The 21,535-nt window shown below is 67.0% G+C and carries 29 protein-coding genes; 28 read left to right on the top strand and 1 reads right to left on the bottom strand.

Translation table 11 applies throughout. From position 1 onward, the window contains the following. Window positions 1-7: 7 nt before the first annotated feature. Window positions 8-628 (bottom strand): TetR/AcrR family transcriptional regulator, encoded by a 621-nt coding sequence (locus tag FYJ92_RS15210; RefSeq protein ID WP_185261443.1) that lies wholly within the window; start codon window positions 626-628, stop codon window positions 8-10. A gap of 281 nt (window positions 629-909) precedes the next feature. Here FYJ92_RS15210 and sigK point away from each other — a divergent pair, with 281 nt between their 5' ends. From sigK to FYJ92_RS15070, 28 genes are all read left to right on the top strand, one after another. Continuing rightward, window positions 910-1,500 carry an ECF RNA polymerase sigma factor SigK gene (gene sigK / locus FYJ92_RS15205; protein ID WP_185261442.1) on the top strand — a complete coding sequence of 197 codons (591 nt, stop codon included), beginning with the start codon at window positions 910-912 and terminating at the stop codon, window positions 1,498-1,500. A 162-nt stretch (window positions 1,501-1,662) separates the two neighbouring features. Continuing rightward, window positions 1,663-2,046 carry a cupredoxin domain-containing protein gene (locus tag FYJ92_RS15200; RefSeq protein WP_185261441.1) on the top strand — a complete coding sequence of 128 codons (384 nt, stop codon included), beginning with the start codon at window positions 1,663-1,665 and terminating at the stop codon, window positions 2,044-2,046. Beyond that, window positions 2,043-2,519: a hypothetical protein gene (locus FYJ92_RS15195; RefSeq protein WP_185261440.1), complete on the top strand. Its 477-nt coding sequence runs from the start codon at window positions 2,043-2,045 to the stop codon at window positions 2,517-2,519. The genes FYJ92_RS15200 and FYJ92_RS15195 overlap by 4 nt, the downstream gene beginning before the upstream one ends. A 183-nt stretch (window positions 2,520-2,702) precedes the next feature. Then, window positions 2,703-3,473, top strand: a complete 771-nt coding sequence (locus FYJ92_RS15190) for a CHRD domain-containing protein (protein ID WP_185261439.1) — start codon at window positions 2,703-2,705, stop codon at window positions 3,471-3,473. A gap of 24 nt (window positions 3,474-3,497) precedes the next feature. Further along, window positions 3,498-4,193, top strand: coding sequence for a sortase domain-bontaining protein (locus FYJ92_RS15185; RefSeq protein ID WP_185261438.1), 696 nt, complete (start codon window positions 3,498-3,500; stop codon window positions 4,191-4,193). A gap of 165 nt (window positions 4,194-4,358) precedes the next feature. Further along, window positions 4,359-4,688 (top strand): cupredoxin domain-containing protein, encoded by a 330-nt coding sequence (locus FYJ92_RS15180; RefSeq protein ID WP_185261437.1) that lies wholly within the window; start codon window positions 4,359-4,361, stop codon window positions 4,686-4,688. A gap of 192 nt (window positions 4,689-4,880) precedes the next feature. Next, window positions 4,881-5,222, top strand: a complete 342-nt coding sequence (locus FYJ92_RS15175; RefSeq protein WP_185261436.1) for a flagellar basal body protein — start codon at window positions 4,881-4,883, stop codon at window positions 5,220-5,222. A 1-nt stretch (window position 5,223) separates the two neighbouring features. After that, window positions 5,224-5,616 carry a flagellar basal body rod protein FlgC gene (locus FYJ92_RS15170; RefSeq protein ID WP_185261435.1) on the top strand — a complete coding sequence of 131 codons (393 nt, stop codon included), beginning with the start codon at window positions 5,224-5,226 and terminating at the stop codon, window positions 5,614-5,616. Further along, complete coding sequence (gene fliE / locus FYJ92_RS15165; protein WP_185261434.1) at window positions 5,616-5,975, top strand: flagellar hook-basal body complex protein FliE; 360 nt, start codon at window positions 5,616-5,618, stop codon at window positions 5,973-5,975. The genes FYJ92_RS15170 and fliE overlap by 1 nt, the downstream gene beginning before the upstream one ends. Beyond that, window positions 5,975-7,585, top strand: a complete 1,611-nt coding sequence (fliF, locus tag FYJ92_RS15160) for a flagellar basal-body MS-ring/collar protein FliF (protein WP_185261433.1) — start codon at window positions 5,975-5,977, stop codon at window positions 7,583-7,585. The genes fliE and fliF overlap by 1 nt, the downstream gene beginning before the upstream one ends. Then, complete coding sequence (gene fliG / locus FYJ92_RS15155) at window positions 7,582-8,616, top strand: flagellar motor switch protein FliG (RefSeq protein ID WP_185261432.1); 1,035 nt, start codon at window positions 7,582-7,584, stop codon at window positions 8,614-8,616. Before fliF ends, fliG begins: the two co-directional genes overlap by 4 nt. Continuing rightward, window positions 8,606-9,283: a hypothetical protein gene (locus FYJ92_RS15150; RefSeq protein ID WP_185261431.1), complete on the top strand. Its 678-nt coding sequence runs from the start codon at window positions 8,606-8,608 to the stop codon at window positions 9,281-9,283. Before fliG ends, FYJ92_RS15150 begins: the two co-directional genes overlap by 11 nt. Next, the gene (locus FYJ92_RS15145; RefSeq protein ID WP_185261430.1) at window positions 9,280-10,617 is read left to right on the top strand and encodes a FliI/YscN family ATPase; all 1,338 of its coding nucleotides are present in this window, start codon (window positions 9,280-9,282) and stop codon (window positions 10,615-10,617) included. Before FYJ92_RS15150 ends, FYJ92_RS15145 begins: the two co-directional genes overlap by 4 nt. Further along, on the top strand, window positions 10,614-11,048 hold the full coding sequence (locus FYJ92_RS15140) for a flagellar export protein FliJ (protein WP_185261429.1): 435 nt from the start codon (window positions 10,614-10,616) through the stop codon (window positions 11,046-11,048). The genes FYJ92_RS15145 and FYJ92_RS15140 overlap by 4 nt, the downstream gene beginning before the upstream one ends. Further along, window positions 11,045-11,650, top strand: a complete 606-nt coding sequence (locus FYJ92_RS15135; protein ID WP_185261428.1) for a C40 family peptidase — start codon at window positions 11,045-11,047, stop codon at window positions 11,648-11,650. The genes FYJ92_RS15140 and FYJ92_RS15135 overlap by 4 nt, the downstream gene beginning before the upstream one ends. 95 nt (window positions 11,651-11,745) lie before the next feature. Further along, window positions 11,746-12,765: a flagellar hook-length control protein FliK gene (locus FYJ92_RS15130; protein WP_185261427.1), complete on the top strand. Its 1,020-nt coding sequence runs from the start codon at window positions 11,746-11,748 to the stop codon at window positions 12,763-12,765. A 34-nt stretch (window positions 12,766-12,799) separates the two neighbouring features. Further along, on the top strand, window positions 12,800-13,219 hold the full coding sequence (locus FYJ92_RS15125; protein ID WP_185261426.1) for a flagellar hook assembly protein FlgD: 420 nt from the start codon (window positions 12,800-12,802) through the stop codon (window positions 13,217-13,219). Between the two features lie 52 nt (window positions 13,220-13,271). Beyond that, window positions 13,272-14,447 (top strand): flagellar hook protein FlgE, encoded by a 1,176-nt coding sequence (locus FYJ92_RS15120; protein ID WP_185261425.1) that lies wholly within the window; start codon window positions 13,272-13,274, stop codon window positions 14,445-14,447. Window positions 14,448-14,629: 182 nt separating this feature from the next. Beyond that, on the top strand, window positions 14,630-14,902 hold the full coding sequence (locus FYJ92_RS15115; protein ID WP_185261424.1) for a flagellar FlbD family protein: 273 nt from the start codon (window positions 14,630-14,632) through the stop codon (window positions 14,900-14,902). A gap of 2 nt (window positions 14,903-14,904) precedes the next feature. After that, window positions 14,905-15,729 carry a motility protein A gene (locus FYJ92_RS15110; protein ID WP_185261423.1) on the top strand — a complete coding sequence of 275 codons (825 nt, stop codon included), beginning with the start codon at window positions 14,905-14,907 and terminating at the stop codon, window positions 15,727-15,729. After that, complete coding sequence (locus FYJ92_RS15105) at window positions 15,726-16,529, top strand: flagellar motor protein MotB (RefSeq protein ID WP_185261422.1); 804 nt, start codon at window positions 15,726-15,728, stop codon at window positions 16,527-16,529. The genes FYJ92_RS15110 and FYJ92_RS15105 overlap by 4 nt, the downstream gene beginning before the upstream one ends. A 40-nt stretch (window positions 16,530-16,569) precedes the next feature. Continuing rightward, complete coding sequence (locus FYJ92_RS15100) at window positions 16,570-17,466, top strand: flagellar motor switch protein FliM (protein WP_185261421.1); 897 nt, start codon at window positions 16,570-16,572, stop codon at window positions 17,464-17,466. After that, entirely contained in the window at window positions 17,463-18,170 is a 708-nt protein-coding gene (gene fliN / locus FYJ92_RS15095; RefSeq protein ID WP_185261420.1) for a flagellar motor switch protein FliN, read from the top strand. The genes FYJ92_RS15100 and fliN overlap by 4 nt, the downstream gene beginning before the upstream one ends. Then, window positions 18,171-18,575, top strand: a complete 405-nt coding sequence (gene fliO, locus FYJ92_RS15090) for a flagellar biosynthetic protein FliO (protein ID WP_185261419.1) — start codon at window positions 18,171-18,173, stop codon at window positions 18,573-18,575. 74 nt (window positions 18,576-18,649) lie between these two features. After that, window positions 18,650-19,396: a flagellar type III secretion system pore protein FliP gene (gene fliP, locus FYJ92_RS15085; protein WP_185263828.1), complete on the top strand. Its 747-nt coding sequence runs from the start codon at window positions 18,650-18,652 to the stop codon at window positions 19,394-19,396. Further along, a complete protein-coding gene (fliQ, locus tag FYJ92_RS15080; RefSeq protein ID WP_185261418.1) occupies window positions 19,396-19,671 on the top strand; it encodes a flagellar biosynthesis protein FliQ in 276 nt (91 codons plus the stop codon). Before fliP ends, fliQ begins: the two co-directional genes overlap by 1 nt. Window position 19,672: 1 nt before the next feature. Then, window positions 19,673-20,431: a flagellar biosynthetic protein FliR gene (locus FYJ92_RS15075; protein WP_185261417.1), complete on the top strand. Its 759-nt coding sequence runs from the start codon at window positions 19,673-19,675 to the stop codon at window positions 20,429-20,431. Beyond that, complete coding sequence (locus tag FYJ92_RS15070; protein WP_185261416.1) at window positions 20,432-21,511, top strand: flagellar biosynthesis protein FlhB; 1,080 nt, start codon at window positions 20,432-20,434, stop codon at window positions 21,509-21,511. Window positions 21,512-21,535: the final 24 nt, after the last annotated feature.

The following is a 21,535-nucleotide window of genomic DNA, read 5'->3' as shown; positions in this document are numbered from 1 at the left end:
GCCGCGATCAACGGCTGGTGCGGGAGTTGTGGAAGGCGACGTCAATGAGGATTTCCGCTGCTGCGCGGGCTTGGCGGGCCGGTTCTGCGCTGGCGGAGATCGCCGCTGTTGTGATTGCCCCTTCCGCCAGTATGGCCAGCTGCGGAGCAAGCGCAGCGGGTGCTCCCGCCCCTGCGGCCAGCTGGGCCAGATAGTCCTGAAAGTGCTTCTTCTGTTCCCTGACGATGTCGGTGATGCGTCCGGATGCCCCTCCGACCTCACCAAAGGAATTGATAAAGGCGCACCCGCGGAATCCCTCTGATGTGAACCAGCTGGCCAGAAAGTCGTAAACCGCCAGAAGCTGTTCGCGGGGCTCCTGTGCTGCCTCGACCTGGGCGGTGACTCCGGTGGTCCAGATGTCCCTCCAGATGTGGAGGACGTCCTCCACGATGGCCTCCTTGGCCGGGAACAGACGGTACAGGCGCTTGAGCGAGACACCGGATTCGGCCCGCAACTCATCCATCCCCACCGCTGTGAACCCGCGGGCATAAAAGAGTTGGCTCGCGGCCGCGAGCACGAGCTCTCTGGCCGTGTCATCATCCGGCTTACCGGGGGCAAGGGCCTTCCCGTCTGACTCGTGTGGGGCCACAGAGAGTATTTCTTCCTGTTCGCTTGCATGGATAACGATCGTTCTCTAGTGTAAGGGGCAAGGCAGAGAACATGCGTTCTCTAACTTGCTGAATAACCCGTTTGGCGCCTCTTCGCAGGCTCTGGCCGGTGAAGGCCACGATGCGCACGGTGCAAGGTGGGATCTGTCTCGACTTGGCCGAAGGCCCGGTTGCAGACCCCGGTGACGGCTGGCCTGATTGCAATACCTGCTGGACCAGGGCTGCCCGCTGGGGGCGGTCGCACCTGACGGCTGAAGGCACAATGAACAGTTCGAGCGAGCCACAACGTCCCTTGTCCCCTGAGACGGCCAGGGATGCCCTGGCGCAACTCCTTGTGCGCACAGCGCAGGGTGATCATCAGGCATTCAGCGATTTTTATGATCAAACGTCGGCGCGGGTGTTCGGCCTGGTCCGCCGCGTGCTCATCGATCGCGAGCTAAGCGAGGACGTAACCCAGGAAGTTTTCATCATGGTCTGGCAAAAGTCGTCGCAATACAGCCCGATCGCGGGAAGCCCCATGGCATGGCTCATGACGATCGCGCACCGCAGAGCGGTTGACAGAGTCCGTTCGCAATACCGCAGCCAAATCCGGGACAGGCGCTGGGCTGGCTACACCGAGAACACGGCTAATGACGAAGTATCCGAGACGGTCATCAACAGGATGGACGCCCAAACCCTTCACCGGACCCTGGGTTGCCTGTCCCCGCTCCAGCGCGAGGCCATCGTCCTGGCCTACCTTGGGTGCCTGACCTACCGTGAGGTCGCCGAACAGCTCTCCACACCGCTGCCCACCATCAAGTCCCGCATCAGAGACGGCCTGTCGCGGCTGCGAACGGAACTCGAACCGGCGTAGCCCGCCACGGCAGGTCTTGCTGCCGGCGCCCGGACCGCAGAGATGCCGTACCGGGCAGTCCGTGGCGCCGTCGGCGGCGAATAATCTGCGCGGGGTAGTTTCCTGACGTTCGCCACCGGGCGTGCGCGGAGTAACAACAACACGCCCGTCGAGGAGATTCCCATGAGAACCATCAATCGTGTTCTGGCTGTAGCTGTAGCCGTGTCGCTCGCCGGCATCACCGGATGCGGGGTGCAGAGCGCACCCCCGGCCGGCAGCAGTACCTCCGCCCCGTCCCCTGATGCGCCGGCACAGTCCGGTGACGCCGTCATCACCATCAGGGACTTCGCCTACGAAGTTCCGGCATCCGTAAAACCGGGAGCGACGGTCACGGTAACGAACGCGGACAGCGCCCCGCATACCCTCACGGCCAAAGACAACGGCGGTTTCGACGTCGAGGTCCCGGCAGGCGCGACGGTGATTTTTCAGGCACCGGCTGTTCCCGGTGACTACGGGATCATTTGTACTTTTCATCCGCAAATGACCGGGACGCTGGTCGTGAAATGAACCGGCCGGAACTAAGCCCCGCCGCACGGAAGAACACCGTTTGGGTGCTGCGTGGCTTTGTCGCGGCTGCCCTGCTTATCAGTGCCGTGGTCCATGTCCAGCTCGCCCCGGGCTACCAGCAGGCCGCGCCCGGCGGTCTGGGGCAAGGCACCCTGTTCCTGGTCCAGGCGGGAGCCTCAGTGGCGGCCGCGGCGTTTGTGCTGCTCAAGGGTTCACCGGCCGCCTTCGCGGCCGCCGCAGTGGTGGGGTTCTCATCCCTGGCCGCGGTCATCCTCTACCGGTACGTCCAGGTCCCTGCTCTCGGGCCGCTGCCTGCCATGTATGAACCCGTCTGGTACGCGGCCAAGGTCCTCACTGCGGTCGCCGAAGCAGCTGCGGGCGGTTTGGCTGTGGCCGGTTACGCCCTACACCGGACGTGGTGGCCGGAACAGCCGCTAACTGCCCGGGGCCGCCGCAGGGCTGCAGCTGGCTGATCCAAGACGGGTCCCACGCCCTGAGAAAGGCCGGCCGTCCCCTGCCGGGCCGTGCGGATACAAACACTGGTGTGTCCGGGTTCATATCCGTTCCCATCCTTTTCCGCTGCGGCTCCGAAGTACCCGTGCCCCCTACTTCGGGGGGTGCCAACATCACATGCGCGTGTATGAGGAGATCTTCCAATGAATAAGACACTTCGCTTTATGGCTGTCCCCACCCTGGCTTTGGCGGCACTGGCCCTTTCCAGTTCCCCCGCGATGGCAGCGGATCAGTCCTACCAGTCGACCCTGGGCCAGATCAACGGCAGCACAGGTTCGGGCACCGTCACGGTTGATGTCACCGGCAATCAGGCCCACGTTGTCCTGAACGTTTCGGGCCTGGCCTCGACGTTTATGGACGCACCGTACCCGCACGTCCAGCATATCCACGGCGGAGCCCAGGGCACCTGCCCGGCACCGTCGGCGGATAAGGACGGCGACCAGGTCATCTCCACCACCGAAGGTGCCCCGTTCTACGGCGGTATCGTGACCACTCTCTCCACCAGCGGGGACACCAGTCCGGCTGCGGGCTTGGATCTTAAGGTCGCCGGGCAGGGCGCCTCCTACACTGTTGACCGCACGTTTGAGGTGAACGCCGAGACCAAGGCCGCCCTGGCTGCCGGTACGGCCGTTGTTGTGGTCCACGGCCTTGACCCCGCCACCCTCAGCGCGGCCGGCCAGGCCGCCAAGTCAGACCTGGCACCGACCCTGCCGCTGGCCGCGACGTCCCCTGCCCTGTGCGGGACCTTGACGGCCGGGCAGATGAAGATGCCCGCCGGCGGCGCTGACACCGGCGTCAGCCAGGAGACAGGGAACGACGCCGGAGCCCTCGCCCTGGGCGGTGGCCTGGTCCTGGTCGCTCTTGCCGGCGGAGCCTACGCAGTGCGCCGCCGCAACGCCAACGCAGCAGCCTAAGCCCAGGCTGAGCGGATCAATACTGTGAGAACCACGAACCACGGCCGCCGCGGGGGCTTCCTGGCCCCCGCGGCGGCCGGGGTTCTGCTCCTGCTGGCCCTGGCCGGCTGCGCCGCCGGAACATCGGGAACTCCCGACGCCGGCGCCATGCCTTCGGCCTCTGCCTCGTCGTCGGTGCCGGCCAGCCCGCCGTCGGCCCCGTCCCCACCCACCGCGCCGTCGGCGGCTGCCCCGGCGACGGCCGGCCAACAGCTTCCGGTGTTGGGTGCCTCAGCTCCGGTCACCCTGAGCATTGCCTCGATCGGGGTCCGGACCGACCTGCTCCACCTGGGCCTGCGGGAGAACGGCTCCCTGGAAGTCCCGCAGGACACCGGCAGCGGCGCACCAGCGAGCTGGTACAACGGCTCACCAACGCCCGGGGAACGCGGGCCCTCCGTGATGCTGGGCCACGTCAACGCGCTCGGCGGCAACCAGGGTGTTTTCGCGGACCTCCGCAAACTCACACCCGGTACCGAGATCAACGTCTCCCGAACCGACGGCAGCACAGCCGTGTTCACCGTTGACCGCGGAGCCCTCTACAGCAAAAACGGGTTCCCCACCCTCGAGGTCTACGGCAACACCCCAGGCGCCGAACTCCGCCTGATCACCTGCGACGGCTACGACCCCGCCACCGGGCTCTTCGACGACAACTACGTCATCTACGCCAAACTCAAAGCCTGAAACGGACCTTGTTCGATCCAGCAGCCGACGAAAGGTTTGACCATGCAGGCAAACAGCAGCACGCGTAAGTTTCTCGGACGAGCCGCGGCAGCAGCTACGCTGCTGGCTCTGGCCGGTTGTGGAACACCTGCCATGTCCGGGTCCGGCACGACTGCGGCACCGACAATGACGGAACAATCAGCCTCAGCGGTGCCCACGAACCAAGCCCCCGCCCCCTCCAACTCCAGCCCCGGAACTCCGCCGGCCGCAGCCGCAGCGAAAATCCTGATCAAGGGCTTCAAATACCAGGGATCCGAAACCGTAAGCCCCGGAGCGACGATCAGCGTCGTCAACGAAGACATAGAAGCGCACAGCATCACCGCGGACACCGGCGCGGCGTTCGATGCCACCATCAAAGCCGGCGACGGCAGCTTCACCGCCCCGGCTGAGCCCGGAACCTACCCGTACCACTGCATCTTCCATGGCAACATGAAGGGCACTCTCACCGTGAAATGACACGTCAGCACAACCCGAGGGATACCAGGCCGCTGCCATCGGGGGTTTCCGTGCCCAGGCGTGACCCGTTTAAATACGTCCACTTTCTTGCTAACGCACGCTTGGCCAGTGCCGATAATCACTCATAGAGCACGGATCGCTCGACACCACGGCCATGGATCGGCCACTGAATACCACTCAGGCAGGATTGTCGTGCTCGAATCCGTGACCTCCGCGGCGCTTGCCAGCGCCTTGGACGGCTTGGCGCTGCGCCAGCGCACCATCGCCAACAACATCGCGAACATCAACACGCCGAACTACCAGGCCAAGCGGGTCTCCTTCGAGGCGGCGCTCGCATCCTCCGTGCGCAATGGCAGCGGGTCTGCGGCAGCCACCGTCTCGCCGTCGCTTGAACCGACCCAGCTCAACGGCAACAACGTAAACCTGGACACCGAAACCCTGTCCAACATCGACACGGTGCTGCGCTACCAGTTCGCCGCCCGCGCAGTCAACGGCCAGTTCACAGCCCTTCGCGCCGCGATGAGGACCAACTGAGATGACGTTCGACGCCATCAGCATCGCCGGCTCCGCCCTGACCGTCCACCGGAAGTGGCTGGACGCCGTCTCGGACAACCTGGCCAACATGAATACCGCCACCAGCACCAACGGCGAGGCCTTCCGGGCACGCTACGTTGAGGCCGGGGAAGGCGCCAACGGAACCGGTGTTTACGTTAAGAGCACACCCCAGGGCGACGCAGTGGGCCGGGTTGTGTACCAGCCTGACCATCCGCTGGCCGATGCTGCTGGCTACGTCCGGTACCCGGACATTGACCTCGCGGAGCAGATGGGCGCCCTCATCATTGCCCAGCGCGGCTACCAGGCCAACGCCCAAGTGGTGGACCGCGCCCGTGAAACGTATTTGGCGGCCCTTGAGATTGGAAAGCCCTGATGGCCTTTGACGCGATAGGTTCGATTGGCAGCGTCGGGGCGGGCGGTGTTGCGGGACTGGGTGTCCAGGGCGTCCAGGGCACCGGTTACCTGGACAGCGCCACCTCGGCGGGAAGCGCCGTTACAGGCGCTAGTTCCGGCGGCAACTTCGCGACGGCCCTGACCGGCGCCGTTGACAATCTCCAGCAGCTGCAGTCCACCTCCAAGGAACTTGCAGTCTCCGCGGTCACCGGCAACCTCGATGACATCCACGCGGCCACCCTCGCCTCCAGCCGGGCCCAGATCACGCTGGAACTCGTGGCCGCCGTCCGCAACAAGGGCGTCGACGCGTTCAACGAGATCATGAGGATGCAGGCCTGATGCCGCCGCAGATTTCCGAGTTCTTCCGCAAGCTGGGCAGCGGGCTCCAGGGCTTCACCACCGGCCAGAAGACCATTGCGATCATTGGCGTCGCCGTGCTGGTATTGGGCACGGTGGCCCTGACGGCATGGTTGGGCAAACCCGCCTACTCGCCGCTGTTTTCCGGCTTGAAGGACACTGACGCCAACGGCATCGTGGAGCAGCTCCGCAAGGACAACGTCCCCTACGAAATCGCCAACGGCGGCTCCACCATCCTCGTTCCGGAGGAGAAGGTCTACGACGAACGGCTCAAAGCTGCCGCGGCTGGCCTGCCCTCTGCCGCAGCCACGGGATACTCACTGCTGGACGAGCTCGGCGTGACCTCCTCTGAATTTCAGCAGTCCGTCACCTACAAGCGTGCCCTCGAAGGCGAGCTGGCCACCACCATCCAGGCCATGGACGGCGTGAAGACCGCCGCCGTCAGGCTCGCCATCCCGCAAAAGTCCGTCTTCGTTGACACCACCCCTGACGCCACCGCGTCCGTGTTCGTGGAAACCCAGCCGGGGACCACGCTCTCCGCGGACAAGGTCCAGGCGGTAGTGCACCTGACCTCGGCCGCCATTGAAAACCTCAAACCCACCAACGTTTCCGTGGTGGACTCGCAGGGCAACGTCCTCTCCAGCGTGGGCGGCGGGGCCAGCGGATCCTCGTCCAAGCAGGCGGCCGACTACGAGCAGCGCACCTCGGACTCGGTCAAGGCGGTCCTGGACAGAGTGGTCGGGCCCGGCAACGCCACAGTCGCCGTCGCTGCCGACGTGACCGGCGAATCCGCCCAGCAGCGCAGCGAAACATTCTCCGCAGCCGCGGATGTGCCCGCGCTGAGCGAATCCACTAAGACGGAGAAATTCACCGGAACCGGCGGGGGGGCGGCCGGTGTGCTGGGCCCGGACAACGTCGCGGTGCCGGGCGGTACCAACGGCAACGGCAGCTTCGACTCCACCAACGCCACCAAGAACAACGCAGTCAACAAGGTGACGGAGGAACGTATCATCCCGCAGGGCGCAGTCAAGCGCCAGACCATTTCCGTCGCAATCAACCAAGCTACGGCGGGCGGGGTCAACCTGAACTCAGTGCGCGCACTCGTGACGGCGGCTGCCGGTATCGACCCCGCCCGGGGTGACGTGGTGACCGTGGAAATGCTGCCCTTCAGCACCGCGGCAGCAGACAGTGCAGCTGCTTCCCTAGATGCAGCCAAGGCTGAAGCCGAAGCCGCGAAGCAAGCCGAGCTGATGAACACGCTGATCTTGGGCGGCAGCATCCTGCTCGGGGCCTTGGCCTTGATCGTGACGGTTCTGATCTCGCTGCGTCGCCGCCAGCAGCGCGAACCGGTGGATCTCGGAGTGGCGTTTGAGCACGAGCCGCTCCCGGGTACCGACGAACCCCCTGCGCTTGAAGGCTCGCCGGCCACCGCGGCCATTGACGTCTCACCACTCACACCCATGCCGCTTCCGGGCGTCGAAGCGCTCGCCGCCGAGCGCCGCCGTGCGCAGCTCGACACCATGGTGGCGGAGAGCCCGTCCCGGACTGCCGAGCACCTGCGCGGGCTTATGGACGAAAAGCAGCCCGTATGACCGTCGAACAGCTTGAATCCGAGGCTCCCGCCCTGACCGGGGCGCAGAAAGTTGCCGTGGTGCTCATGCAGATGAGCCCGACCAACGCCGCCGCCGTCATGGCGCAATTTTCCGAGACCGAAGCCGAGGACATCGCGGCGGAAATTGTACGCCTGCGTCGGGTCTCCTCAGTTGTCGCGGACAAAGTGATCAGCGAATTCCACGAATTCGCCTTGAGCGGACGCCGCTCGGCCCGCGGCGGCCGGGAACTCGCCGTCGGACTTCTCGAAGCGTCCTTTGGCGCGGACAAGGCCGCCAGCTTCATGGACCGGCTCGCATCCACCATGGCCGGCAAGTCCTTCGAGTTCCTGGAGATGATGCTCCCCTCGCAGCTGCTTGAGCTGATCGACGGTGAATTGCCGCAGACCATCGCCCTGCTCCTTGCCCACCTGCGCCCCAGCAAGGCGTCCGCGCTCATGGCCGCCCTCGGTGACGCGCAGCGAACCGAAGTGGCGCGCTGCATTGCCACGATGGGTTCGGTGGCACCGGAGACCGTGAGCATAGTGGCCGAGACGCTCAAGCAGCGGGCCGGCGCGGTGGCCACGCAAGCGAAATCTACGGAGGTGGTGGGCGGCATCCAGCCGCTCGTAGACATCATCAACCGTGCTGACGTCACCACCGAACGCTCCGTGCTGGAGGGTCTGGAGGCCCTCTACCCCGAGTTGGCCGCGGATGTCCGCGCACGGATGCTGACGTTCGGCGACATCGTGAAGCTGGAACGGCGCGACATCCAGCAGATCCTGCGCGGTGTTGCCCCGGAAGTATTGGCTATCGCCATGAAGGGCGCCCCGGCCGTCGTCCTGGACGCTGTCCGCAGCAACGTCTCGGGCCGCAACCAGGAGATTCTCGAAGCCGAGATGGCCAGCTCCGGCCCTGTCCGGGCCTCCCAGATCGAAGAGGCCCGGGCAGATATCGTCCGGTCTATCCGGGAACTGGAAGCCAACGGTGCCATCGTGGTCCGGCGCGGGGAAGAAGACACTCTTGTCTACTGAGAGTTCCCACCGTACGGTCACTTTCCCCGCGGTGGAGATTTCCGGCCGTTCAGAGTCCCGGGACCGCGGCTACGTCCAGGGCCACGCTGCCGGGTATGCTGCCGGCCTGCGGGCGGCTGCCAAGGAGCAGGCGCGCCTGGCCGCGCAGCTGCACGCCGGGCATGAGGCCGCCACGGCGGCCGGCCGGGAAGCCGCAAACCACAAGCTGGTGCTGCTGACTGCCGCTGCCGCCGCGTTCCAGCAGCGCTTCACCATGGTGCTGCAGGACGCCGAGACTGTGCTGGCCGCCAGTGCGCTGGAGCTCGCCGAAGCGGTGCTCGGGTATGAGCTCGACGACGGCGAACGCACCGCCCGCGCGGCGCTGCAGCGTGCGCTGTCCGGCAGCGCAGCCGCTACCGGCGAAAATGTCGGCGGCAGGGTCAGGGGCGGCACCCCTGAGGTGGCCGCAGTCCGCCTGAATCCGGCCGACATCGTCGTCCTGGCGGCGTCCGGCATCACCCAGGGCATCGGCGTCGAACTCGTCCCAGATTCCTCCCTGGCACGCGGGGATGCGATGGCACAGTATCCGGAAGGCTGGCTCGATGCCCGGCTGGGCACCGCCTTGGCCCGGGCCCGCACCGCCCTCCTGGGACCGGTCCTGCCGACACAACCCGGTACGCCATCATGACCATCACCTGGCGCCCGCACGGCCCGCGTTTCCAGGAAGCGCTCAAAGCCGCCGCGCCCGAACGGATCGGCACCGTCACCGCGGTGCTGGGCCTTGGCCTGGAGATCACCGGACTCGATTGCGCCGTCGGGGACCTCGTGACCGTGGGCACGGACCCCGGCCTCGACGCCGAAGTGGTGGCCTCCGTCAGCGGCGCCATCCGCTGCATGCCCCTGGGCCGCCTGACCGGCGTGGCTGCCGGGGATCCGGCCCGGTCCAAGGGCACGCCGCTGCTGGTCCCCACCGGAGCCGGGCTGTTCGGCCGCGTCCTGGACGGCTTGGGCCGGCCCATCGACGGCAAGGGGCCACTGGCCAGCGGGCCGATGGTTCCCTCGGACAACGAGTCGCCCTCGGCCATGCACCGGGCCCGGGTGGACATGCCGCTGCAGACCGGCGTCCGCGTGCTGGACACCATGGCCACGCTGGGCCGCGGCCAGCGCATGGGCCTTTTTGCCGGCTCCGGTGTGGGTAAGTCCTCGCTGCTGTCCATGATTGCCCGCGGCACTGACGCCGAAGTTTCCGTGATCGCCCTGGTGGGGGAGCGCGGCCGCGAAGTCCGCGAATTCCTGGAGGACGACCTGGGTCCCGAGGGCCTGGCCCGCTCCGTGGTGGTGGTGGCCACCTCGGACGAACCCGCCCTGATGCGCCTGCGCTCGGCCGTGACCGCCACCAGGATCGCCGAGTCCTTCCGCGAAGCCGGGAAGGACGTGGTCCTGATGATGGATTCGCTCACGCGCGTGGCCATGGCCCAGCGCGAAATCGGCCTGTCCGCCGGCGAACCGCCTGCAACGCGTGGCTACCCGCCGTCGACCTTTTCCGTTCTTGCCCGTCTCCTGGAGCGCGCCGGCACCGCCGAAACCGGGTCCGTCACCGGCATCTACACCGTGCTGGTGGATGGCGATGACCATAACGAGCCCATCGCCGACGCCGCCCGGTCCATCCTGGACGGACACGTGGTCCTGGACCGTGGGCTCGCCGTCGCCGGGCACTTTCCGTCCATCGACGTGCTGGGATCCATCTCCCGGGTAGCGTCCAAGGTCAACCCGCCGGAACGCACCGCCGTCGCCTCCTCCCTGAGGAAGGTGCTGGCCGCGCGGCGCAGCGCCCAGGACCTGATCGACGTCGGCGCTTACCACCGGGGGACGAACCCGCTGGTGGACGCCGCCCTGGATCATGAGGCAGCCATCAACGGTTTCCTGCAGCAGCGCATGGACGAATCCACCCCTTTCAGCGAATCATGGCCGGTGCTGACCGGCCTCACCGCACGCCTCGGAGCCCTCGAAGGAGCCGCATGAACCGTCAATTTCCCCTCGCCGGACTGCTGAGGCTGCGCAAGATGCAGGAGGACCAGGCAGCCTCCGGGCTGGCCCGCGCCAATTCGCGCTCGGCGACCGCGCGGGATCGCCGCCTCGCGGCACGGACAGCATTGGGGAATTCCATCGAAGCGGCGGGCAGTTCTTCCGCGATGCTGGCGATCGCCGCCGCCCGGGCCTCGTCCCAGGGCATGCTCGCTGACCTGGACGCCCTCTCCGCCGCGGCGGACGCCCAGCTCGCCACCGCCCGCACCGAGTACACGGAGGCGCGGCGCCAGGCCTTGGGCCTGGAAAAACTCGAACTGCGGCACAGTGCAGAACTCGCCATCGCCGACATCCGCACCGAACAAGGCGTTCTGGACGAGATCGCGTCCACCTCCTGGCACCGCACAGCCGGGCAGGCCTCCTCATGAGCATGAACGAAATCATCGGCCGGATCGGGACCATCCAGTCCATGATCGAACAGCTGTCCCGGCCGATCCAAACGACAACAACGTCCGCCACCGCGGCCAACGCGGGGGCGGCTGGAGCTGCCGCGTTCGACGCCGCGCTGACGGCCGCGGGCACCACAGCCACCTCCGGCGTCAGCTCGTTGTTGGGCACCAGCGCCAGTGCCGTGGCAGTCGCTCCCGGGACGGCCACCGGCAACGACGTGGTAGCCGCCGCGAAGAAGTACATCGGGGTGCCCTACGTCTGGGGCGGCACCAACCCCGCTACGGGCATGGACTGCTCCGGGTTCGTCCAGCGGGTTTTCAAGGACCTTGGCGTCGACGTCCCGCGCGTGGTCAGCGACCAGATGAAAGTGGGAACCCCGGTGGCGTCGCTCGCCGAGGCGAAACCAGGAGACCTGCTGGTCAGCTTCGGCGGTAACCACATATCCATCTACCTGGGGAACGGCAAGGCGATCGACGCCCCCGTGCCCGGGCAGACCATCCAGATCCGCGACGCCTGGGAACAGCAGTCCAACCTCACCGCCATCCGACGGATCGTGCCCGCGGGCCAGGGAACATTATGATGCTGCTCCCGCTTCTCGCTGCTCGGCCGGCTCCGGCAGAGTCTCCTTGCACTGCTGGGACTCCTGCGGGGAGCGACGGTTCCGGTTTCGGCGCCGTGCTGGGGCAGGTTCTCGGGGAAGCGTCGCCGCGTCCGGAGGGCATGACGGCGGGGGCGGCGGACTCGGCGCCGGCTGCGGAGGGTGCGGCGGAAAGTGCCGTGACGCCCGACGGCGGTGCTGCCGCCCCGGCCGACGTTGCGGTCGCTGTTCCGGACTACGTTCCTGATTTCGGGCCGATGGTGCTGTCCGCGCCGCATGTGGTGCCTGTCGCCGTGCCGGTCCCGGCTGACGCAGACGTGGGCGCGACAGGCATGACCGCCACAGACGAGGAGCCGCGAGGAAAGGTGCCGGCAGCTACCTCGGCTATGCCCGTAACGGCCGGTGCAACCGGGGCAAACCCGGCCGCGAACCCCGGAACGGCCACCGCGCCGGCCGTCACAGCCACCAACCCGACAGCCACTGCGGCAGCAACATCAGCCGACGCCACCCCTGAAGCCCCCCCGCCTGTCGCGGCCAGCCCCGCCCCAACGGGCACCGCCTGCGCCGCCATGCTTCCGGTCCCGCAGCACAGCGTGCACACCGTGCCGCAGGACGCAACAGCACCTGCAGGCGCCCCCGCTGCCTTGCCCTTCACCGATTCTGGCAGGCTCACGCCCCAGCTGGCCGGGCCGCTGTTCTTGCTTGCGTCGGCAGCTCCCGGCCAGCATGTGATGACACTGAAGGTTTCGCCCGAGGACCTTGGCCCCATGACCGTGCGTGCCCACATTGACGCCACCGGGGTGCGGATCGAACTGTTCGCTCCCGGGGACGCCGGCCGCGAGGCGTTGCGGATCATCCTGCCCGAGCTCCGGCGCGGACTGGCCGAATCCGGCCTCGGCGCCAGCCTCGACCTCTCCGATCACGGCGCCCCACCTGACGGCGGTGCGGGAGAGCCGGGGCAGGACCGCCGTGCGCCGCACGGAAACCAGCCACAGCTGCCTTCCGCGGCAACCGCTGAACCTGCCCGCCGGGGCCGCCTCCGCGCCGCCGTCGTACTCCCCGGCAGTACCCCCGCAGTCCTGGACATCCTGGTCTGAACCGGGACCCCGCAACCATGAAAGTGAGCCAACCATGACCGTCGAGGCCATCAGTTCCACCAGCAACATCCAAACCGGGACGCCAGTCCGCAAGCCGGTGCAAAGCCTGGACTCGGACGTCTTTATGAAGCTGCTGGTGACGCAGTTGAAGTACCAGGACCCGGGCGCTCCCATGGATACCAACCAGATGATGGCGCAGTCCGTACAGCTGTCCATGATGGAAAAGATGACCGAACTTTCCACCGGTGCCAAGGAGAGTTTCTCCCTGCAGATGCGCACGGCGGCCGCGCAGATTGTTGGCTCCGAGGTCACCTTTGCCCGGCCGGACGGCACATCAGGAACCGGCGTAGCCACCTCCGTTTCCTTCGCCTTAGGCGTGCCGCTCGTTGAAGTGAACGGCCAGAAGATCCCGTTGGATTCGATTTCCGGGATCAGCATGCCGGCTGCTCCTTAAACACTACAAATCCCCAAGAACCGACCCGCTCCACCGACGAAAGGCCCATCCCATGCTGCGCTCCCTGTACTCCGGCATCTCCGGACTCCGCGTCCACCAGACCATGCTGGACGTCACCGGCAACAACATCGCCAACGTGAACACAACCGGCTTCAAGGCCTCGGCCACGCAGTTCCAGGACACGCTCTCGCAGATGACGGAGGGCGCCGCGGCAGGGCAGGACGGCGCCGGTGGCTCCAACCCGGCGCAGATCGGCCTGGGCGTGCGCGTGGCGGGGATCAGCACCAACTTCGGGCAGGGTTCGGCGCAGAACACCGGCCGGGGCTCGGACATGATGATCTCCGGCGACGGTTTCTTCATCACCGGCAAGGGCGGGCAGAACTTCTACACCCGCGCCGGCGCCTTTGAGCTGGACAGCGCCGGCCGGCTGGTCAGCGCGGACGGCGGCATCCTGCAGGGCTGGGCAGCGGCCGACGGCGTGGTCAACACCGGCGGCGCCGTGGGCAACATCGTCCTCTCGCCCAACACCACCTCGGCAGCCCGGGCCACCACCGCCGCCACACTGGAGGGAAACCTGCCCTCGGACGCGAAGATTGGCACCGCAGTGGAGCGCCAGGTCCAGGTCTTTGGCGCCGACGGCGTCTCCCGGAGCCTGGACATGACCTTCAGCCGGACGGCGGCCGGCTGGGACGTGGCCGGCACTGATGCTAACGGTGCCATCGGAACCACCGCGCTTGCCTTCCAAGACGGCAAACTGACCACCAACCCCGCAACCCTCAACGTCGGTGCCATCGCCGTGAACCTGGACGTCCTGACCGGTTACGCGGGCATGAGCACGCTCACCGTGGCAGGGCAGGACGGCTCCGCGGCCGGCAAGCTCGAGTCCTACACCCTGGCGAGTGACGGTTCACTGGTCGGCTCCTTCAGCAACGGCAGCCGTGAGGTCCTGGCGCGTGTGGCGCTGGCCAAGTTCGCCAACCCGGGCGGCCTGGAGAAGGCCGGCGGGTCAAGCTACGTGGCCACCGGAAACTCCGGTGCCGCGCAACTGGGCACACCGGGTGACGCCGGCATCGGCACCCTCGCCACCGGCTCCCTGGAAATGTCCAACGTGGACCTGTCCCAGGAATTCACCAACCTGATCGTGGCCCAGCGCGGTTTCCAGGCGAACGCCCGCATCATCACCACCTCCGACGAAGTGCTGCAGGAGCTCGCCAACCTGAAGCGCTAAGCACCGATTCTCCCCTCCGTATCCTCCGGAACGGCCCTTCTGGCCCACATGATCGCTCAGAAGGGCCCTTACAGGGCAACCGGTGGGAATAGGGGCGGGATTCGCCGCCTAACGCTTGAGCGCCGGTGGCCGACAGTACAGGGAGTACGGACTCAGGATTCACTACAGAGCAGAAACGGCCCATGATCGTTGTCACCCGCCTCAACGGCACCCGCTTCGCGCTTAATCCGGACCTGATTGAACGGATCCACGAAAGCCCGGACACGCACCTGGTGACGCTCGACGGCGCCGTGTACGTTGTCCGCGAAAGCTTGGCGGACGTCGTGGAGCTGATCGCCAACTACCGGGCGTTCGTGCTCCGCCGGGCTCAGGACCTGCCTGCAGCCACCGGCCATCTGCTGAGTCTGGTCCCTCCACCCGAAGATCGCCCCACCACCATCAGGCCCGGAAAGTAAACATGGATCCCGCAACTATTATCGGCCTGCTCCTGGCCTTTGGCTCCGTCTACGCCATGGTCACGCTTGAGGGTGCCCACGTGGAAGCGCTGCTGCTGCCGGCGCCCATGATCCTGGTGTTCGGTGCCACCCTGGCCGTGGGAATCGCAGGCCACACTCTGAGGGACACCCTGCATGCCTTCAAATCCCTCCCCCGGGCCTTCACGGCCAAGCCGGCTCAGCCGGCGGCCAGCATCGGGCAGTTGGTCGGCTTCGCCGAGAAGGCCCGCCGCGAAGGCCTCCTGGCGATGGAAGACGAAGCTGTCAAGGCGAGCAATCCCTTCGTGGCCAGGGCGCTGCAGAACATCGCCGACGGCACCGATGCCGACGAGTTGCGCACCTTGATGGAAGACGAGATTGACACCAAGATTCGCAGCGACCGCATCGCCAGCAAGTTCTTTGCCAGCCTGGGCGGCTATGCGCCCACCATCGGTATTATCGGTACGGTGGTGTCCCTGACGCACGTCCTGGAAAACCTTTCCACCCCGGACCATCTGGGACCCATGATCGCCACGGCTTTCGTGGCCACGCTCTGGGGGCTGGTGTCCGCGAACTTCCTCTGGCTGCCGTTCAGCTCCCGGCTCAAACGGCTCTCAGATTTGGAAGTGGAACAGATGAATCTGCTCATGGAGGGTCTGCTGGCTGTGCAGAACGGCACCCAGCCGCTGCTGGTGGCTGAACGGCTTCAAGCCATGGTGCCTGCCGACCGGAAGGTCAGGGCTGGAGGCAAAGGCACAGGGAGCCGGCCCGGCGAGGACCTGCTCCCGGACCTGGGCCGCGCCGCTTGAGCGCGCGGCGCCGGCGGGGCCACGAGCCTGAGGAGGAGCATGCGGACGAACGCTGGATGGCCTCCTACATGGATATGGTCACGGTCCTGATGTGCATGTTCATTGTGCTGTTCTCCATGTCCACCGTGGACCAGGCCAAGTTCGACAAACTGCGTAATTCGTTGGCGACAGGTTTCGGGGCGATAGCCACGGAAACCGTGGATACGGCCAGCGGAACGGTAGTCCGGACGGAGCAGAAGGACCAGGACGCCGAAGCCTTCGCGGCGATCGACATGGCGCTGAAGGAGGTGGACCGCCTTACCGCCCTGCGCGACCAGATGGAGTCAGCGCTGAAGGCCGTTCAGCTCGACCCCAACGTCGAGTTCCAGATCACCGAACGCGGGCTGATCGTGAAACTTGTGGGCTCGCAGGCGTTCTTCCTGCCGGACCGTCCGGAGCTGACACCGCGGGCCGTCCAGGTATTGGACACCATCGCGCCCACCTTGGCACCGGCGGGGATGGAGATCATGGTGGAGGGCCATGCCGCCAACGGCATCACGGCGTACCCTTCCACGTGGGAGCTCTCCTCCGCCCGGTCGGTGAACGTGCTGCGCCACCTGGTGGACCATGGCGACGTGGTCCCCGGCCGGATCGGCGCGGTGGCCTTCGGCTCCGCCCGCCAGGTCAACGACGATTCCACAGCGGCGCTCATGGAACTGAACCGGCGGGTGGATGTGGTGGTGCTCTCGGACAAATCGGAGGACATCCGGGCGCTGATTCCGGAGGCGCTCAACTTTCGAGCCGCAAACTCGGCCCGGTAGCCGCCATACGGCCGGCTGGCTGGTGCCGATAGTGCACACCGTGAGTGAAGTGGATGAACGGCCGAAGACGCGGCAGCGGACCGTTGACGTCTACGACTTTCGCCGGCCCACTACGCTGCCCCGGCAGCACAGCCGCATCCTGGAAGTGGCGTTCGAAACTTTCGCCCGGCAGTGGGGAACGCAGCTGACGGCCAAGGTCCGGATCAAATCCTCAGCCATTCTGGAGCAGCTCAGCATGAAGAGCTACGACGAGTATGTGGCGTCCCTCCCCGCCGTTACGGCCATGGTCCTGTGCCGGATCGAGGGTTGCGAATCCCGGCTGGTCCTGCAGTTCCCCGGCACCGCGTCGCTGTCCTGGGTCAGCAGGATGCTCGGCGGAGCCACGGACACCGTGGTCCCGGAGCGCAAGTTCACACAGATCGAGCACGCCTTGATCCGGCGCATGGTGGAGGACAGCCTGGAGGACCTGCGCTATTCGCTCGGTGCCTTGCTGGCCGCGCCGCTGGCCATGGATGTGGTGCAGTACAACTCCCAGTTTGCCCACGCGGCCGCGCCCGGCGAGCTGATGATCGTGGCCGTCTTCAGCGTGAAGGTGGGCGAACTCCGAAGCACCGCCACCCTCGCGATTCCGGCCGATGTGCTGCTGCCTGGCCTGGGTGCCGTAAACCCCACCGTTCCCGTGGCCGACGCCGGCGCCCTGGTCCGCGCCCAGGTAAGCCAGGTGCCCGTGGAGGTGGCCGTGCAGTTGGCCTCCACGCCGGTGACGCCTGCACAGATCCTGGGCCTCGCCGTCGGCGATGTCCTGGCGTTGCCGCACCGGGAGAACAACCCGTTCGACGTCACGATAAATGGCACCCGGCTGGCGACGGCGGCTCCAGCCCGCAGCGGCTCCCGTGCGGCCGCCGTCATTGTCACCACCGAGGAGTACCAGCGATGAGCTTAACCCTGACCCTGCGCGAGTCCGCCGCTGAGCGGTTGGCGCTGTACCTGCCGCATCCGGCCGCGCTGACCGTCTCCGGACTGGTCTCACCGCACGCCGCCGCGCCATACGCCGCCCAGGGTGTGGTGGCGACGTTCGTGGGAGACGTCACGGCGGATCTCGCCCTGGTGCTGATGGACCGGTCCTTCCTGGCGGCCGCCGGAGGCCCCGTCGGCGGTGTAGTGTCCGTGGTGGACGTGCTGCGCCCGGCCATGGAGGCCGCCGCGGCGGTGTTCAACGCCGGCGTGCTGGGTGAGTTGCGCGAGGAGGACGCGGCCAGTCTGCTTGCCGACGCCGAAACGGCCGTGTTCGAGTTGACTGACGGCGCCAGCCCGGCCGGCTGGTTCGCGGTGCGGGTGCGCGAACACGGCACCGGCCGGGGACGCACTCAGGCCTCGGGCGGCTCCGCCTCGGCAAGGCTCGGCCTGATCAGCAACGTCGAAATGGCCCTGACGGTGGAGATTGGCCGCACCAGGATGTCCGTCCGCGACGCCCTGGCCCTGGAACCCGGCAAGGTCATCGAGCTCGACCGGTCCGCCGGCGCCCCGGCCGATGTGCTGCTCAACGGCCGCCTGATCGCCCACGGCGAAGTGGTGGTGGTGGACCAGGACTACGCCGTCCGCATCACCCGCATCCTGGACACCGCCGAGGGACTCGACTAAATGGATTCACTCATCCTGGGGCTGCGGGTTCTCGTGGCCCTTGGTGCGGTGCTGGGCCTTATGTGGTTCCTGCAGCGCCGCATCGGCGCCGCGAAGGGCAGGGGCCGCCGCAGTGCCGGCCGCACCCTGAACCTGGTGAGCCGACAGAGCGTGGGCCAGAAGGCCTCCGTGGTGGTGATTGACGCGGGGGACCGGCGCTTCCTGCTGGGCGTCACCGAACACAGCATCAACGTCCTGCATACGGGGGACATCCCCGCTGAAGCGGTGGAATCGACGACGGCGGCGCACCAGTTCGGCCCGGCGGCGGACGGCATGCCGGAGCAGCCCGCCTGGGCCGGGTTCGCTGGCCTCCTCCAGGAGGCGGCCGGCATGCCCCGCCGCGGCCAGGGGAGACGCCGCAATTGACCAAAACCGCTGAGGCGCACCGCGCGGGCAGGGCGTGGCTGGTAGCCCTGTGCGTGCTGCTGCTCGCCGTCGCCATGGTGTGGCTGGGCGCCTCGGCAGGTCACGCGGCGCCGGTGCCTCCTACCCCGCCGTCGGACCCGTCCCCTCCCGGGGGCGGCAATGTCAGCATCGAGATCAACGGCCTGGACGGCCAGCCCTCCACGGCCGTGGTGACCCTGATCGGCATCACCCTGCTGTCCGTGGCGCCGGCGCTGCTGCTGATGATGACGTCCTTCACCAAGATCTTCGTGGTGCTGGCCATGACCCGCAACGCCCTGTCCCTGCCGTCCATCCCGCCCAACCAGGTGCTGGCGGGTCTGGCCCTGTTCCTGTCGCTGTTTGTCATGTGGCCCGTCATCACCGAGATGAACACCACCGGCGTGCAGCCCTACCTGGACGGCAGCATCGATTTCAACGGAGCCGTCGCCGCGGGCACCGGCCCGCTGCAGCGGTTCATGCTGGCCCACACCCGGGAGGAGGACATCGCCCTGATGACCCGGGCTGCCAGGATGGCCAACCCGGCCAACCCCGAATCGGTGCCGCTGCAGACCCTCATCCCGGCGTTTATGATCTCCGAACTGCGGGCCGCGTTCATCATCGGGTTCGTCATTTTCATCCCGTTCCTGGTGATTGACATTGTGGTCTCCGCGGCCCTGATGTCCATGGGCATGATGATGCTCCCGCCGGTGATGATCTCCCTGCCGTTCAAGATCCTGCTGTTCATCCTGGTGGACGGCTGGGGCCTGGTCATCACCTCCCTCATCCAGAGTTACAGCAGCTGATGGATACCAACGCCGTCCTGGACATCACGCTCCAGGCCCTCATCGTCGCCGCGAAGCTCTCCGCGCCTGTGCTGGTCACGGCGCTCGTGGTGGGCCTGGCGATTTCGCTCCTGCAGTCCATTACGCAGCTGCAGGAAGCCACCCTGTCCTTTGTGCCCAAGGCGGTGGCGGTGGCTCTCGCCCTGGTGGTGTGTGGGCACTGGATGATCACCGAAATGGTCGCGTTCACCCACGAGCTCTTCGCCCGCATCCCTGGGCTGATCGGGGGAGCGTGAGGTGGACATACCGATCGACCAGTCCTGGCTTGAGGTTCTCCTGCTGGCCTCGGTCAGGATGATCGCGTTCCTGGTGGTGGCCCCGCCCTTCGCCTACCACGCCATCCCTGCCCGGGTTAAGGCCATGTTGGGGCTGGGCCTTGGCCTGGCTGTCTCCGGGCGCCTCGCGGACGGCCACGTCCCGCTCGATACCGGCGGCTTCGTCACGGCCATAGTCCTGGAGCTCGTCACCGGTTTGGCGCTGGGGTTCCTGGTGTACCTGGTCTTCGCGGCCGTCCAGTCGGCCGGCAGCCTGATTGACCTCTTCAGCGGTTTCCAGATGGCCCAGGCGTTCGATCCCCAGATGATGATCAACGGCGCCCAGTTCACCCGGCTGCTGCAGATGGCAGCGCTGGCCCTGTTGTTCGCCTCGGACGGTTATCAGATGGTAATCGGCGGACTGACCGGCAGTTTCGCGGCCTTCCCGCTGGCCGGCGGCATTGACCTGGCCCGGCCGGCGGAGGCCATGATCGAGGCTGTCACCGGCATGTTCCTCTGCGCCGTGCAGATCGCAGGGCCGCTGCTGGTGGTGCTGTTGCTCGCGGACGTCGGCCTCGGCCTGCTGACGCGCGTGGCGCCGGCCCTGAACGCGTTCGCGCTGGGTTTCCCGCTCAAGATCCTCCTGACGCTCACCTTGGCCGGCTTCCTGTTCCTGGGGCTGCCGCGGATCGTCGTGGTCCTGTCCGAACGGGCAGTCAGCACCTTGATGGGGGTGGGCTGAGTGTCCGATTCGCAGGAGAGAACCGAGCAGGCCACTGACAAACGGATGCGGGAGGTCCGGTCCAAGGGCCAGCTCACGCGTTCGCAGGACCTTACAGCGTGGCTCGGCGTCGGTGCCGGTGCCGTCATGCTCCCCGCCACCATTGAGCGGGCATCCAATGCCGCCGTGGACCAGATGTTCAGCGTCCGCGCCCTCATGGCCGGGCCCGAACCGGAGAAGGCCCTGCAGGCCATGGAAGCCGGACTCGGTTCAACGGCAGCGGTCCTGGGGCCCATGTTCGTGGTGGTTTTCCTGGTGGTGCTGGGCGGCTCCGCGGTGCAGGGCGGTGTCCACTTCAAGAAGTTCCGCGCCGACTTCGAGCATTTCAACCTGCTCAGCGGCATGAAGCGGCTCTTCGGCGCGCAGGCCGTCTGGGGCGGCGTGAAGGCGCTCCTGAAGGCCACCGTCGTCGGGGTGGTGCTGTACATGGTGGTGAAGGGCCTGATCCCCGTACTGCTCACCGCCGGCGGGCTGCCGGTGGCCGGCGTGATCCAGGCGGCCACGGACGGCATCGGCGCGCTGATCCAGTTCGCGGTGGCCGCGGGCCTGGTGCTGGCCGCCGCGGACGTCCTGGTGGTCATGCGCCGCAACCGCAAGAAGACGCGCATGTCCAAGAAAGAAGTCACGGACGAGAACAAGAACACCGACGGCGATCCTCTCATCCGCGCCCAACGCCGTTCCCGGCAGCTGTCCATGAGTCGGAACCGCATGATCGCCGCCATTGCGGACGCCGACGTCGTGCTGGTCAACCCCACGCACGTGGCGGTTGCGCTGAAGTACGACGCCGGCAAATCGGCCCCGCGCGTGGTGGCCAAGGGGGCGGGGGTCATCGCCGCCCGCATCCGGCAGGAAGCGGAGGCGAAGGACGTGCCCATGGTGCAGGACGTTCCGTTGGCGCGGGCCCTGCACTCGGCCTGCGAGCTTGGCCAGGAGATCCCGGTGGAGCTGTACCGCGCGGTGGCCGGCGTGCTGGCGTTCGTGATGGCGCTCAAATCCCGCGGCGCAGCCCGCGGCCTGCACCAGATGGCGGATGCCGTATGAAACCAAGCCGGACCAGAGCCGCCC

This window comes from Pseudarthrobacter sp. NBSH8, assembly GCF_014217545.1.
Classification (GTDB): domain Bacteria; phylum Actinomycetota; class Actinomycetes; order Actinomycetales; family Micrococcaceae; genus Arthrobacter.
Note: the sequence above shows the minus strand (reverse complement) of the source record. Positions and strands in the feature narration are given on the sequence as shown.

What these genes read in the sequence shown, in the direction of transcription:
- sigK (WP_185261442.1), top strand. Translation starts at nt 910, where the DNA reads ATGAACAGTTCGAGCGAGCCACAACGTCCCTTGTCCCCTGAGACGGCC.
- FYJ92_RS15200 (WP_185261441.1), top strand. Translation starts at nt 1,663, where the DNA reads ATGAGAACCATCAATCGTGTTCTGGCTGTAGCTGTAGCCGTGTCGCTC.
- FYJ92_RS15195 (WP_185261440.1), top strand. Translation starts at nt 2,043, where the DNA reads ATGAACCGGCCGGAACTAAGCCCCGCCGCACGGAAGAACACCGTTTGG.
- FYJ92_RS15190 (WP_185261439.1), top strand. Translation starts at nt 2,703, where the DNA reads ATGAATAAGACACTTCGCTTTATGGCTGTCCCCACCCTGGCTTTGGCG.
- FYJ92_RS15180 (WP_185261437.1), top strand. Translation starts at nt 4,359, where the DNA reads ATGACGGAACAATCAGCCTCAGCGGTGCCCACGAACCAAGCCCCCGCC.
- FYJ92_RS15170 (WP_185261435.1), top strand. Translation starts at nt 5,224, where the DNA reads ATGACGTTCGACGCCATCAGCATCGCCGGCTCCGCCCTGACCGTCCAC.
- fliE (WP_185261434.1), top strand. Translation starts at nt 5,616, where the DNA reads ATGGCCTTTGACGCGATAGGTTCGATTGGCAGCGTCGGGGCGGGCGGT.
- fliF (WP_185261433.1), top strand. Translation starts at nt 5,975, where the DNA reads ATGCCGCCGCAGATTTCCGAGTTCTTCCGCAAGCTGGGCAGCGGGCTC.
- fliG (WP_185261432.1), top strand. Translation starts at nt 7,582, where the DNA reads ATGACCGTCGAACAGCTTGAATCCGAGGCTCCCGCCCTGACCGGGGCG.
- FYJ92_RS15145 (WP_185261430.1), top strand. Translation starts at nt 9,280, where the DNA reads ATGACCATCACCTGGCGCCCGCACGGCCCGCGTTTCCAGGAAGCGCTC.
- FYJ92_RS15140 (WP_185261429.1), top strand. Translation starts at nt 10,614, where the DNA reads ATGAACCGTCAATTTCCCCTCGCCGGACTGCTGAGGCTGCGCAAGATG.
- FYJ92_RS15135 (WP_185261428.1), top strand. Translation starts at nt 11,045, where the DNA reads ATGAGCATGAACGAAATCATCGGCCGGATCGGGACCATCCAGTCCATG.
- FYJ92_RS15125 (WP_185261426.1), top strand. Translation starts at nt 12,800, where the DNA reads ATGACCGTCGAGGCCATCAGTTCCACCAGCAACATCCAAACCGGGACG.
- FYJ92_RS15120 (WP_185261425.1), top strand. Translation starts at nt 13,272, where the DNA reads ATGCTGCGCTCCCTGTACTCCGGCATCTCCGGACTCCGCGTCCACCAG.
- FYJ92_RS15115 (WP_185261424.1), top strand. Translation starts at nt 14,630, where the DNA reads ATGATCGTTGTCACCCGCCTCAACGGCACCCGCTTCGCGCTTAATCCG.
- FYJ92_RS15110 (WP_185261423.1), top strand. Translation starts at nt 14,905, where the DNA reads ATGGATCCCGCAACTATTATCGGCCTGCTCCTGGCCTTTGGCTCCGTC.
- fliN (WP_185261420.1), top strand. Translation starts at nt 17,463, where the DNA reads ATGAGCTTAACCCTGACCCTGCGCGAGTCCGCCGCTGAGCGGTTGGCG.
- fliO (WP_185261419.1), top strand. Translation starts at nt 18,171, where the DNA reads ATGGATTCACTCATCCTGGGGCTGCGGGTTCTCGTGGCCCTTGGTGCG.
- fliP (WP_185263828.1), top strand. Translation starts at nt 18,650, where the DNA reads ATGGTGTGGCTGGGCGCCTCGGCAGGTCACGCGGCGCCGGTGCCTCCT.
- fliQ (WP_185261418.1), top strand. Translation starts at nt 19,396, where the DNA reads ATGGATACCAACGCCGTCCTGGACATCACGCTCCAGGCCCTCATCGTC.